This is a genomic window from Schaalia sp. ORNL0103 (genome assembly GCF_019429565.1).
Taxonomy (GTDB): Bacteria; Actinomycetota; Actinomycetes; order Actinomycetales; family Actinomycetaceae; genus Pauljensenia.
In genome coordinates this window covers 609,873-623,659 of record NZ_JAHXSA010000001.1, presented here as the reverse complement: position 1 = coordinate 623,659, position 13,787 = coordinate 609,873, and the positions used below count along the sequence as shown (strand labels likewise).

4 protein-coding genes are annotated in these 13,787 nt (G+C 68.7%); all 4 read left to right on the top strand.

Features of this window, described 5'->3' with window-relative positions:
* Positions 1-296: 296 nt before the first annotated feature.
* Genes JJJ16_RS02745 through JJJ16_RS02730 form a run of 4 tightly spaced genes read left to right on the top strand, consistent with a single transcriptional unit; the run spans position 297 to position 13,786 of the window.
* A complete protein-coding gene (locus JJJ16_RS02745) occupies positions 297-1,181 on the top strand; it encodes a biotin--[acetyl-CoA-carboxylase] ligase (protein ID WP_219751289.1) in 885 nt (294 codons plus the stop codon).
* Positions 1,168-2,961, top strand: coding sequence for an acetyl/propionyl/methylcrotonyl-CoA carboxylase subunit alpha (locus JJJ16_RS02740; RefSeq protein WP_219751288.1), 1,794 nt, complete (start codon positions 1,168-1,170; stop codon positions 2,959-2,961). The genes JJJ16_RS02745 and JJJ16_RS02740 overlap by 14 nt, the downstream gene beginning before the upstream one ends.
* Complete coding sequence (locus JJJ16_RS02735) at positions 2,958-4,514, top strand: acyl-CoA carboxylase subunit beta (protein WP_219751287.1); 1,557 nt, start codon at positions 2,958-2,960, stop codon at positions 4,512-4,514. Before JJJ16_RS02740 ends, JJJ16_RS02735 begins: the two co-directional genes overlap by 4 nt.
* Positions 4,515-4,558: 44 nt before the next feature.
* The gene (locus JJJ16_RS02730) at positions 4,559-13,786 is read left to right on the top strand and encodes a type I polyketide synthase (protein WP_219751286.1); all 9,228 of its coding nucleotides are present in this window, start codon (positions 4,559-4,561) and stop codon (positions 13,784-13,786) included.
* The last annotated feature ends 1 nt before the right edge of the window (position 13,787 follow it).

Here is a 13,787-nt window from a genome sequence, read left to right as displayed (position 1 = left end):
GGGCGCGCCCACGCGCGCGTGTTCCCCCCTATGGTACCGACCCCACACGGGCCAGTGAGCCACCCAGCGGGACGCAGGGGTCGGTGATCCTCATCTCAGCGTCTTTTCTCGGGATTTCCCCGCTCCCGCTCCTCACAAGGGTTCCGCGTTGGTTACGGATCCGTAGTGATTTGCCGAAAACTGTTCCAATTTTTTAAGAAACGCATGCGTAGGTTTGATTTTTAAGACAAACTTTGAAGTACTCGGGGAGGATTATCTCCCCTGTCAAACACGAGGAAGACCCGACAGGAGGTGGCATGCAGCGCGCAACACGCATCCCCATTGCGGGCGTTCACTCCCCCGTCTATTACGTCAGCGACACGTCCTCCACCCTCGATCTCGCAGCTTCCCTGCTCGCCGACACGACGACCGCCACTCCCCACCTGACAACGATCATTGCCGATCGTCAGAGCGCGGGCCGCGGCCGCCTCGGGCGCACGTGGACAACCCCGGATGGTCAGGCCCTCCTCGCTTCCACCATCGTCTCCCTCCCCACCTCATTTCCCACTGAGATGCTCGGCTGGCTCGTACACGCGTGTGCGCTCTCCGTGCGCGACGCACTCTCCCCTCGTCTCTCCCCCCTCGGCCACACCGTTTCTCTCAAGTGGCCCAACGACGTGCTCGTCGACGGAGCACGCAAAATCTGCGGCATCCTCGCCCAGCTCGCCCCGGCCTCGTCCCCGTTTACGACGAGCGCGATCCTTGGCTACGGCATCAACATCGCCCAGGACTCCGATCATCTCGCTACGCCGCAGGCCACCTCCCTGTACGCCGAGGGCGACGCCGAGGCCGGCGCTGATCCCACCTCCGTCTCCCACACCCTGCTTGCCCAGATCCTTACCGGACTCGACTCTCGCATCCGAGGCCTCGTTGCCCATGGAAACGCCCATGATTGCGGCCTGGCTGACGAGGCCGCGAACGCATTGCCGCTTCTGGGGACGCGCATCGCGCTCGCGAAACCGACTGATCCGAATGGTCACCCGGCGATGGAAGGCGTTGCCCTGGGGCTAAGCCCGACCGGCTCCCTCCTCGTAGCCACGGACGATGGCCGCACTCACGACATTAACGCCGGAGATGTCCTGGCAACCGGACTACCTCTGACAACCGTTCACGACACCAAGGAGAAGCGTGCGAACAATTAATCGAATCCTCGTCGCCAACCGTGGCGAAATCGCTCTGCGCGTGTGCCGCACGGCCACCGATATGGGCATTGCGACGATCGCGGTTTACGCCGATCAGGATATGGCCGCGCCTCATACGCGCGAGGCCGACGAGGCCCTGTCCCTGGGTGGCGACGACGCGGCGTCGACGTATCTGAACGGTGACAAGATCCTGGCGATCGCTCTGGAGACGGGCGCGGATGCGATTCATCCCGGCTACGGGTTCCTCTCGGAGAACTCCGAGTTCGCACGGGCTGTCGAGGATGCCGGTATCGCGTGGCTCGGCCCCGCGTCGTCCGTCATCGACGCGCTGGGCGACAAGATCAAGGCTCGCCGCGTGGCAGAGGCGTGCGGCGTGGCTCCCGTCCCCGGCGTGTCCGAGCCCGTGACCTCGCGCGAAGAGGTCGAGGCCTTCATCGCCTCCGCTGGTTACCCCGTGGTGCTCAAGCGCGCCGATGGTGGCGGCGGCCGAGGCATCAGCATTATCCGCTCGCAGGCGGACCTCGACCTGTTCTTCGCGCGTCACACGGACGCCGCCGACCTGGGCGCTCACTTCGTCGAGCGTTTTGTCGAGGTCGCCCGTCACGTCGAGACGCAGTCCGCGCGCGACGCGCACGGCAACTTCCACGTCATCTCGACGCGTGACTGCTCGGTGCAGCGTCGCAACCAGAAGCTGGTCGAAGAGGCGCCAGCGCCCTTCCTGCCCGAGGGTGCGCACGAGACGCTCGTGAACGCGTCGCGCGCGCTGTTCGAGCACGTTGACTACGTGGGCGTGGGCACGGTGGAGTTCCTGCTCGAGCCCGACGGTAACATCTGGTTCCTCGAGGTCAACCCGCGCCTGCAGGTCGAGCACCCCGTGTCCGAGGAAGTCACGGGCATCGACCTGGTGCGCGAGCAGATTCGTATCGCGCAGGGACTGCCGCTGACCACTCCCCCGGAGCCTCGCGGCCACTCCTTCGAGTTCCGCGTGACCTCCGAGGACCCGTCGAAGGACCTGACCCCCACGGCTGGCCGCCTGGATGAGGTGCACTGGCCCCTGGGCCCCGGCATCCGTCTGGAGCTGGGCATCGATCAGGGCGACTCCGTGCAGACCGCCTTCGATTCCATGATCGCCAAGATCATCGTCACGGGCGCGGATCGCGAGCAGGCCCTGGCCCGTTCGCGCCGCGCGCTGGCCGAGTTCTCGGTGCAGGGCGTGGCCACCCCGGTGCCCGTCTACCAGGACATCATCAACGATCCCGACTTCTGCGGCGTCGGCGGCTTCAACGTCTCCACGCGCTGGTTCGAGACGACGTTCATGCCCCAGCACGACTACTCGGACCTGGCTGTGCCCGCTGAGGCCTCGTCGACGGCCGACCTGCCGCGTCAGACCTACATCATCGAGCTGGATGGCCGCCGGGTGTCACTGACGCTGCCGGCCGGCATGTTCAACGCGCCTGCCGCCGCGGCCCCTCGTCCGCCCCAGCCGCTGCGCTCGGCCTCGCGTCGCGCGGGTTCCTCCGCCGTTCAGGCTGGCCCTCACCAGGGCGCTCCCGGCGACATTGTCGCTCCCATGCAGGCGATCGTCGTTGCGTTGGCCGTATCCGAGGGTGACCAGGTCGAGGAAGGCCAGCTCGTAGCCGTCCTTGAGGCCATGAAGATGGAAAAGCCGCTGCTGGCCCCGCGTGCGGGCACCGTCACCTCCCTGTCGGTCAAGCAGGGCGACACCGTGACCGCCGGGACTCGCATCGCCCACATCGCCACTGAAGAGGAGGCACAATGAGCACCCCCAGCCCGCTCACGCGTGACGGGTTCATTCAGGCCCAGGACGCGATCGCTCAGGCCGCCGAGGAGAAGGCCGCCCAGCGCCAGCACGCGAAAAAGAAGCTGACGGCGCGTGAGCGTCTGTCTCTGTTCTTTGACGACGGCGTGTGGCACGAGGTCGGTCAGTTCATCGGTGGTTCTGTGCGCGAAGGTCGGATCGGTTCAGCTGTGGCCGCCGGTTACGGTCGCGTGCAGGGGCGGATGGTCGCCGCCTACGCGCAGGACTTCTCGGTGCTCGGTGGCACCCTGGGCAAGGTCGAGGGCGACAAGATCGTCGACCTGATCGACCGGGGCATCCGCATGCGCATTCCGATCGTTGGCATTCAGGATTCGGGCGGCGCCCGCATCCAGGAGGGCGTCGTCGCCCTGGCCCAGTACGGCCGAATCTTCAAGAAGACGTGCGAGGCCTCGGGCCTGGTTCCCCAGATTTCGATCATCCTGGGACCCTGCGCCGGTGGTGCCGTGTATCAGCCAGCCCTCACCGACTTTATCGTCATGACGCGCGAGAACTCGCACATGTTCGTGACCGGTCCGGACGTCGTCGCTGCAACGACCGGCGAGAAGGTGACGCTCGACGAGCTCGGCGGCGCGACGATCCACAACTTCCAGTCCGGCGTCGCCCACCACATGGCCGACACCGAGGAAGAGGCGATCGACTACGTGCGATCCCTGCTGGACTACCTGCCCTCCTCGTGTGAGGTCGCTCCCCCCAAGTACGAATACATTCCCAATCCCGAGGACGAGGCTGCGGCCCGAGCGGTCGCCGACCTGGTGCCGACGTCGGTGCGTCAGCCCTACGACGTGCGCGACGTGGTGCGTTCGCTCGTCGACCACGGTGAGTACGTGGAGATTCAGGACCTGTTCGCTCCCAACGTGACGATCGGTTTCGCGTGCGTGGACGGCCAGTCGGTGGGCATCGTGGCAAACCAGCCGATGAACGACGCGGGCACGCTCGACGTGGATGCCTCGGAGAAGGCGGCCCGCTTCGTGCGTTTCTGCGACGCCTTCGGCCTGCCGATCGTCACCTTCGTGGACGTTCCCGGCTACCGTCCGGGCACCGAGCAGGAGCAGGCGGGCATCATCCGCCGCGGCGCGAAGGTAATCGTCGCCTACGCGAACGCGACCGTGCCTATGGTGACCGTCATCCTGCGTAAGGCCTACGGCGGCGCCTACATCGTCATGGGTTCGAAGTCGATCGGCGCGGACCTGGCGTTCGCTTGGCCCGACGCTCAGATCGCCGTCATGGGCGCGGAGGGCGCGGCGTCGATCATGTACCGCCGCGAGCTTGCTGCCGCCCGCGAGAACGGGACCTTCGAGGAGACGAAGGCCGAGCTTGTGGCCCGCTACGAGGAGGAGACCGTCAATCCCGAGGTCTCCGTGTCCTCGGGACAGCTCGACGGCATCATCGCTCCCGCCGATACCCGCCAGACCATCATCGATTCCCTGCACCTGCTGGCCACGAAGGACCAGCGTGCACCCCACGTCAAGCGTCACGATAACGGCCCTCTGTGACCGGCGTCGTTTGAGAAGAATTGTCCCCGAAGGAAAGTAAGAACATGTCGTTTGTGTCCTCTCTGAATGAGACCCCCTACGCGCTGACCTTTGCCGGTCAGGCCACCCCGTGGCGCGCCGCCCTTGACGAGATTGCTCGCGATCCCGAGATCGCCGAGATCGTCGCCGGCGTCATCAAGGCCTCGGACCAGGTGCTCTCCCCCGTGCGCCGCTCGCTGGCCACCCAGTCGGTCGCTTCTCTGCCCTTCGAGCTGCCCGCCGCCCCCGAGTCTGCGGCCGTGACCCGCGACGTGGCTGGCCCGGACGAAGCCGCCCTGTCGGTTCCCGGTATCGTCGCCGCCCAGCTCGGTGCGCTCATCGATCTGACGCGCGCCGGCCTGAACATCGTCGCCAACCCGCCCACCGCGTTTGAGGGTCACTCCCAGGGCGTGCTCGGCGTGGAGATCGCCCGTGCGTGGATCGCCGGGGACGAGGCCCGTGCTGCCTCCGTGTTCGCGCTCGCTCGTCTGATCGGCGCGGCTGCCGCTCGCATCACGCGCCGCGCTCGCGCCCCGCACGCCGGCGACGCGACCTACATGGTCTCCGTGCGCGGCGTGTCCGACGCGCTCCTCGGACGCATCATCGAGTCCCTGCCGTCGACCTCGCATCCCCTCTCGATCGCTCTACGCAACGACACCGACACGCACGTTGTGTCGGGTGCCCCAAACGACCTGGCGTCCCTCGTTGCGGCCATTGAGCGCGCCGCTGCCAAGGACAAGGCAGCGCACGACGCCCACGAGCGCGGTGGCCGCCCGCTGACCCCCGTGTGCGAATACCTGCCGGTGTACGTGCCCTTCCACTCCCCCATGCTCGCCGACGCTCTTGCCCTCGTGGACGAGTGGGCCGCCCAGTGCGGTATCGACGCCGAGCTGGCCCACACCCTGGGCGCCGCTGTGCTCACGACGCCCGTGGACTGGCCCTCGCAGATCAGCGCAGCCGCCGAATCCGGCGCGAACTGGATCATCGACATGGGCCCGGGCGCCACGACGGTTCGCATGACCCGCGCCCTTGTCGAGGGCACCGGCGTTGGCGTCGTCGCCGCAGGCACCGCCTCCGACCGCGACAAAGCCGCAACCCCCGGCTGGACCCCCGAGCCCGGCACCGACTGGTCGCACCTGCGTCCCAGCCTCGTGACCCTTCCCGACGGCAAGACCGTCGTTGACACCGCCTTCTCGCGCCTGACCGGCCGCTCCCCCGTCCTCCTGGCCGGTATGACGCCGACGACCGTCGATCCCGAGATCGTCGCGGCCGCCGCAAACGCCGGCTTCTGGGCCGAAATGGCCGGCGGTGGCCAGGTCACCGAAGAGGTCTACAACGAGAACCTGGCGGGCCTGCGTGCCCAGCTGCGCCCCGGCCACACCGCCGAGTTCAACTCCATGTTCCTGGACCGCTACCTGTGGAACCTCCAGTTCGGTCAGGCTCGCATCGTGTCGCGTTCACGCGCGTCCGGCGCTCCCATCGACGGCGTCGTCATCTCCGCGGGTATCCCCGAACAGGACGAGGCCCTGGCTCTCATCGAGCAGCTGCGCGCCGACGGCTTCCCCTACGTGGCCTTCAAGCCCGGCACGGTTGACCAGATCCGTAAGGTCATCGCTATCGCTCGCGAGGCCGATCCGATCAAGGTCATCGTCCAGGTCGAGGACGGCCACTCCGGCGGCCACCACTCCTGGGAGGACCTGTCCGACCTTCTGCTGGCCACCTACGCCCAGCTGCGCGCCCAGTCCAACATCGTCCTCACCGTGGGCGGTGGCATCGGCACGCCGGAGCGCGCCGCTGACTTCCTCACCGGCGACTGGTCGGCTCGTTACGGCCGCCCGCCGATGCCCGTCGACGGCGTCCTCGTGGGCACCGCCGCGATGACCACGAAGGAAGCGCACACCACCAAGGCAGTCAAGGAACTCCTCGTGGCCACGCCCGGTGTGCCTGACAACGACGAGATGGCCGGCTGGGTCGGCGAGGGCGTGACCCGCGGCGGCATGACCTCCGGTCTGTCGCACCTGCGCGCCGACATGCACGAGGTCTCGAACGCGGCGGCCGCAGCCGCCCGCATCATCGCCGAGATCGGCTCCGACGGCGCCCAGGTGCGCGCCCGCAAGGACGAGATCGTCGAGATCCTCTCCCACACGGCCAAGCCCTACTTCGGTGATCTCGAAGAGATGACCTACGAGGCCTGGGTGCGCCGTTTCGCCGACCTGTCCTACCCGTGGGTCGATCCCACGTGGCAGATCCGCTACCACGACCTCCTCCAGCGCGTCGAGGCCCGTCTGGCCCCCGTGGATCACGGCGAGGTCGAAACACTGTTCCCGACCGTCGAGGACGTGGCCGACGCACACGCCGCCGCCGATCGCCTGATGGCCGCCAACCCGAACGCTGCGACCACGCACGTCACCCCCATCGACGCCGCCTGGTTCCCGGCCCTGTGCCGCTCCTACCCCAAGCCGATGCCCTTCGTCCCGATCCTGGACGACGACCTCATCCGCTGGTGGGGCCAGGACTGCCTGTGGCAGGCGCAGGACGAGCGCTACACCGCCGACCAGGTCCGCATCATCCCCGGCCCCGTCTCCGTGGCCGGCATCGACCGTGTTGACGAGCCCGTCGCTTCCCTCCTGGGCCGCTTCGAGGCCGCAGCAGCCGATCGTCTTGCTGCCTCGGGTGCCGTCGCGACGCCCGTCGCCTCGCGCCTGGGTAACGGCAAGCCCGCCGCTACCCGCGAGGAATGGCTGCGCAAGGTCCCCTTCATCTCGTGGACCGGCCACCTCATGACGAACCCGGCCTCCATCCTCGACGAGGATCGCGTGTCCCTGAACCCGACCGACACCGGCGTGGACATGGTCATCCACCTCGACACCGCGTGGGACAACGACCCGCGCGGCGCCGAGAAGCACGCGGTGCGCGAGCTGGTCTTCCCACTGGTTCTGTCCGGCGAGGACGGCGCGGTCCCGGTCATCGACGAGGCCAAGCTGCCCCAGCACATGTACGCGATGCTCGCGGCGACCGCCGGCGTGACCTCCGTGTCCGTCGCCGGTGACACCGTGGATGCTCTGCCGGTCATGGTTCCCTCTGCCAAGTCCGTCTTCGGCGAGGCGCACTACTCCTTCACGCTGGCCCCCACCCTGGGCTTCGACCACGCAGAGGCCACGGGCGCGGCCCTTCCCGCGAGCTACGAGCTGGCTGCCTGGGCACCCGACGCCCTCCTCGGCCCCGCCTGGCCCGCGATCTACGCGGCCCTGGGTTCGGCTATCCACAACGACTACCCGGTCATCGAGGGCCTGCTCAACGCCGTCCACCTCGATCACTCGATCACGCTGGAGTACACGCCCGAGCAGATGCTCGAGCGCGGCATCACGACGATCGACGTGACGAGCCACGTGGCCGCCGTCGACGAGTCCTCCTCCGGCCGTATCGTCACGGTCGCCCTCGAGCTGACCTCGAACGGTGAGTACGTGGGCTCCACGCAGGAGCGCTTCGCGATCCGCGGCCGCGCCACCGGCAACCGCGCCCCCTCCGAGGCCAAGCCCTTCGGCGGCGCAAACGTCGAGGTCGTCGACACGCCCCGCTCGGTCCTGCGCCGCGTGAACGTCAAGGCTCCCGACGACATGACGCCCTTTGCGATCGTCTCGGGCGACTACAACCCGATCCACACCTCCTACGCGGCCGCCAAGGTCGCGGGCATGGACGCGCCTCTGGTGCACGGCATGTGGCTGTCGGCCACCGCCCAGCACGCAGCCGAGGCCGTCGTTGCTGGTCAGGGCGGCGCTCAGATCGCCGGCTGGACGTACTACATGTACGGCACCGTTGACCTGAACGACGAGGTTGAGATCACCGTCGAGCGAGTGGGCCGCGTCGTCGGTGGCGGCCTGTCCCTCGAGGTCACCTGCCGCATCAACAAGCAGGTCGTCTCACGTGCGTCGGCCTACACCTTCGCCCCGAAGGTCGCCTACGTCTACCCCGGCCAGGGCATCCAGAGCGCGGGCATGGGTCTGGACGAGCGCACCAAGTCCAAGGCTGTGGACGAGGTCTGGCGCCGCGCCGACGCGCACACCCGCTCGGCGATGGGCTTCTCCATCCTGGCGATCGTGCGCGACAACCCGACCGAGATCGTGGCGCGCGGCGTGACCTACCGTCACCCCGAAGGCGTCCTGAACCTCACCCAGTTCACGCAGGTTGCGCTCGCGACCCTGGCGATTGGCCAGACGGCCCGTATGCGTGAAGAGGGCGTCCTGGTTCCGGGTGCCGCCTTCGCCGGCCACTCGCTGGGCGAGTACGACGCGCTGGCGGCATACGCCGAGGTCTTCCCGCTCGAAATCGTCCTCGACCTGGTCTTCCAGCGCGGTTCCACGATGCACTCGCTCGTGCCCCGCGACGAGAAGGGCCGTTCGAACTACCGCATGGGCGCCCTGCGCCCGAACCAGTTCGGCATCGACGACGCTCACGTCGTGGAGTACGTCGAGTCGATCGCTCAGGCATCGGGTGAGTTCCTTCAGATCGTCAACTTCAACCTGGCCGGCCAGCAGTACGCCGTCGCCGGTACGGTCGCGGGCCTGAAGGCCCTCGAGGAGGACGCCACCAAGCGCGCCGCCGAGCACGGTGGCAAGCGTCCCTTCATGTATGTTCCCGGCATTGACGTGCCCTTCCACTCCACTGTCCTGCGCAGCGGCGTGGCGGACTTCCGTACGAAGCTCGATGAACGTATCCCCGCCGAGATTGATCCCGCGAAGCTCGTGGGCCGCTACATCCCCAACCTGGTGGCGCGTCCCTTCGAGCTGACCCGCGAGTTCGCCCAGTCCATCCTCGACGTGGTTCCCTCCGACACGGTGCGCGAGCTGCTCGAGACGGAAGGTGCGTGGGACGCGGCCCTGGCCAACCCGGGTGTCCTGACCCGCACGCTGCTCATCGAGCTGCTGTGCTGGCAGTTCGCCTCCCCGGTGCGCTGGATCGAGACACAGCGCGTACTGCTGTCGACCGAAGAGGCTGCTCCCGGCGTTGCCGGCCTGGGCGTTGACCAGGTTATCGAGGTCGGCCTTGGCGCCGCTCCGACCCTGGCGAACCTGGCCTCCCGCACCCTGCTCGCCCCCGAGTTCGCGCTCTCTCGCGTCGACGTGTTCAACGTCCAGCGCGACGAGCCCCGCGTCTATGCGTCCGACGTCGCCGTGATCGAGGACGAAGAGGACGAGGAGGCCACCAGTGTACGGGTGCCTCCCGCAGATACCACCCAACAACGGCTAGGCTTACCCGCCGCCGAGGCCGCTCCGGCTCCCGCCCCCGCTGCCCCGACCGGCGGCCCCTCGGGCGCCGACGTCGCGGACCTGCCCTTCACGGCATCCTCCGCCATCGTCGCCCTGCTGGCACTGTCCGCGAAGATCCGCATCGACGAGGTCGGCGCCACCGACACGACCGAGTCGCTGACCAACGGCGTGTCCTCGCGCCGTAACCAGCTGCTCATGGACATGTCCTCCGAGCTGGGCCTGAACTCGATCGACGGCGCCGGCGAGGCCGACGTGGCCACGCTGTCTGCGACGGTCGACAAGGCCGCCAAGGGCTACAAGCCCTTCGGTCCGGTCCTGGCCGAGGCCGTCAAGGAGCGCACGCGCAAGCTGTTCGGCGCCGCCGGCGTCAAGGCCGGCCACATTGCCGACCGCGTCACCGGCACGTGGCAGCTGGGACCCGGCTGGGCACAGCACGTCACCGCCGAGATCGTCCTGGGCACCCGTGAGGGCGCCTCGACCCGAGACGGCGACCTGGCGACCCTGCCGCTGGATGCCCCGACGAACGCCGCTGGCGTCGATGCCCTCATCGATGCTGCCGTGGCAGCCGTCGCGGCCCGCGAAGGTATCGCCGTGTCCCTGCCGAGCGCAGGTGGCGCGTCCGGTGGCGGCGTCGTTGACTCCGCCGCGCTGGACGCCTACGCCGCGTCCGTGACGGGTGAGGACGGCGTCCTGGCCAAGACCGCTCGCACGATCCTGTCCGAGCTCGGTCTGAACGCCCCTGCCCCCACCGGCGAGGATTCCTCCGACGACGCGCGCGTCATCGACGCCGTCGCCGCCGAGCTGGGTTCGGGATGGGTTGACCTGGTCGAACCTCGCTTCGACGCCGCACGCGCCGTCCTGCTGGACGACCGCTGGGCATCCGCCCGTGAGGACGTCGCCCGCTACGTCGCCGAAGGCACGATCGCCGAGGGCGCATCCTTCGTGGGCACCGGCCGCGCGGTGGCCGAGCAGGCCTCGTACTGGGCAGAGCGCCTGCGCGCTGAGGGCGATCACGATCGCGCCGCTCGCCTCGAGCAGATCGCGGCCGATGCGCGTTCCTCCGCCGAGGACCTGCCCTACGCGAACGACGTCGCCGTGGTCACTGGCATGACCCCCGCCTCCATCGGTGGCGCGGTCGTGGGCGGCCTGCTCGCCGGTGGCGCGACGGTCATCGCGACCTCCTCGTCGATCTCCGCCTCGCGCCTGGCTTTCGCCAAGGAGCTGTACCGCACGCACGCCGCTGGCGGTGCGAAGCTGTGGCTGGTTCCCGCGAACCTGGCCTCCTACCGCGACGTGGATGCGCTCGTGGAGTGGATCGGCACCGAGCAGACCAAGTCCGTGGGCGCCGACGTGAAGGTGACCAAGGAAGCCCTGGTTCCGACGCTGTTCTACCCGTTCGCCGCTCCTCGCGTTTCCGGCACGCTGGCCGACGCGGGCCCGGCCTCTGAGAACCAGATGCGCCTGCTGCTGTGGAGCGTCGAGCGTTCCATCGCCGGCCTGTGCGCGATCGGTTCCGACACGCACGCTGACCACCGCCTGCACGTCGTGCTGCCCGGTTCCCCGAACCGCGGCATCTTCGGCGGCGACGGCGCGTACGCCGAGGCGAAGGCCTCCTTCGACGCCATCGCAACCCGCTGGGCGGCCGAGCCGATCTGGGGCTCGCGTGTCTCGATCGCTCACCCGCGTATCGGCTGGGTGCGTGGCACCGGCCTCATGGGCGGCAACGATCCGATGGTCGCCGCCGTCGAGTCCGCGGGTGTTCGCACCTGGTCGACCGAGGAAATGGCCGAGCAGCTGCTCAACCTGTCGAGCACCGAGGTGCGCGCACAGGCTGCCACCGCCCCTGTGGACGCCGACCTGACCGGCGGCCTGGACTCCTCCATCGACCTGCGTGCCCTACGCGCCCAGGCCGAGGCCGCCATCCCCGCACCGCCCGCCGAGCAGCCGGTTGCAACGGTCTCCGCGCTGCCCTCGCCCTCGCAGGTCGCCGTGCCGCACGTCGACCCCTCGCAGTGGGGTGACACCACCGCGTCGCTGGCCGACACGGTCGTCATCGTCGGTCACGGCGAGGTCGGCCCGTGGGGCAGCGCTCGTACCCGCGTCCAGGCCGAGCTCGGTATCCACACCGACGGCACTGTTGAGCTCACCCCCGCGGGCGTGCTCGAGCTGGCGTGGATGACCGGCCTGCTGACCTGGTCGGACACCCCCGTGGGCGGCTGGTACGACAAGGACGACCAGCTGGTGCCCGAGTCGGAGATCTTCGATCGCTACCGCGACGAGGTCGTGGCCCGCTCCGGCGTGCGCTTCTTCCACGACGACGGACCGCTGCACGACGGGTACACGCCCGAGTCCGCGATGGTCTTCCTGGACCGCGACATCACGTTCACGGTCGAGGACGAGGCCGAGGCCCGCTCCTACGCCGAGGCTGACCCGCAGTTCACCGTCATCGAGCAGACCGCGTTCGGTGAGTGGCAGGTGACGCGCAAGTCCGGCGCCCAGGTGCGAGTGCCGCGTCGTGCAACGCTGAACCGCCGCATCGGTGGCCTGTTCCCGACGGACTTTGATCCGGCTCGCTGGGGCATCCCGGCCTCGATGCTGGATTCGATCGACCCAATCGCCGTGTGGAACCTGGTCTCCGCCGTCGACGCGTTCGTGTCTGCCGGCTTCAGCCCCGCCGAGCTGCTGCGCGTCGTCCACCCGGCGACCGTGGCCTCCACGCAGGGCACCGGCTTCGGTGGCATGCGCTCGATGCACAAGCTCTTCGTCGACCGCTTCCTGGGCGAGGATTACCCGCAGGACATCTTGCAGGAGACCCTGCCCAACGTCGTGGCTGCACACACCATGCAGTCCTACGTGGGCGGCTACGGCTCGATGATCAACCCGGTCGGCGCTTGCGCGACCGCCGCGGTGTCCATCGAGGAGGGCCTCGACAAGATCAAGGCCGGCAAGGCGGACTTCGTCGTGGCCGGCGCGATCGACGACATCCAGGTCGAGTCGATCGTGGGCTTCGGCGCAATGAATGCGACGGCGAACTCCAACGAGCTGCTCGCTCGCGGTATCTCCTCGCGCTTCGTCTCGCGCGCTAACGACCGCCGCCGTGGCGGCTTCGTCGAGGCGCAGGGTGGCGGCACCGTGCTGCTGACCCGCGCCTCGGTGGCCCTCGACATGAACCTGCCGGTCCTGGCTGTCGTGGCGCACGCACAGACGTTCAGCGACGGCGCGCACACCTCGATTCCGGCGCCCGGCCTGGGTGCCCTCGCGGTGGCGCGCGGCGGACGTGACTCGGTCATCGCCCGCAACCTCGCCGAACTCGGCGTGGGCATCGACGACGTGGCCTTTGTGTCCAAGCACGACACGTCCACGAACGCCAACGACCCCAACGAGTCGGATCTGCACACCCGCGTCGGCATGGCGCTGGGCCGCACCCCCGGTAACCCGCTGCTGGTCATCTCGCAGAAGACCCTCACGGGTCACGCGAAGGGTGGCGCCTGCGTGTTCCAGGTGGGCGGCATCATCGACGTGTTCCGCACGGGGCTCATCCCCGCGAACGTCGCGCTGGACTGCGTCGACGACGCGATGGAGAAGTACGGCCCGCTCGTGTGGCTGCGTTCCCCGCTCAACCTGTCCTCGCGTGGACCGGTGCGCGCGGCGTTCGCGACCTCGCTCGGCTTCGGCCACGTCTCCGGCTTCCTGGCGCTGGTCAACCAGGCCGCCTTCGAGGCCATCGTGGAGCGCGAGGCTGGACGCGAGCGCCTCGAGGCGTGGCGTGCCGCGTCGGATCGTCGCCTGCGCAACGGCCAGCGTCACATCGAGATGGGCATGCTGGGCCACGCTCCGCTGTTCACCTCGGTGGAGGGTCGTCGTCTGCCCGACGACCCGGCTGCGGGCGTTGCCGGTGACGCGCACGAGGTCGAGGCCGCGATCCTGCTGGATCCGAACGCCCGCCTCGGCGAGGACGGCTTCTACCACCTGCCGGAAGGCAAGTGAG

Bases quoted from the DNA above. Each gene is read 5' to 3' on its own strand.
- JJJ16_RS02745 (WP_219751289.1), top strand. From the start codon at position 297: ATGCAGCGCGCAACACGCATCCCCATTGCGGGCGTTCACTCCCCCGTC.
- JJJ16_RS02735 (WP_219751287.1), top strand. From the start codon at position 2,958: ATGAGCACCCCCAGCCCGCTCACGCGTGACGGGTTCATTCAGGCCCAG.
- JJJ16_RS02730 (WP_219751286.1), top strand. From the start codon at position 4,559: ATGTCGTTTGTGTCCTCTCTGAATGAGACCCCCTACGCGCTGACCTTT.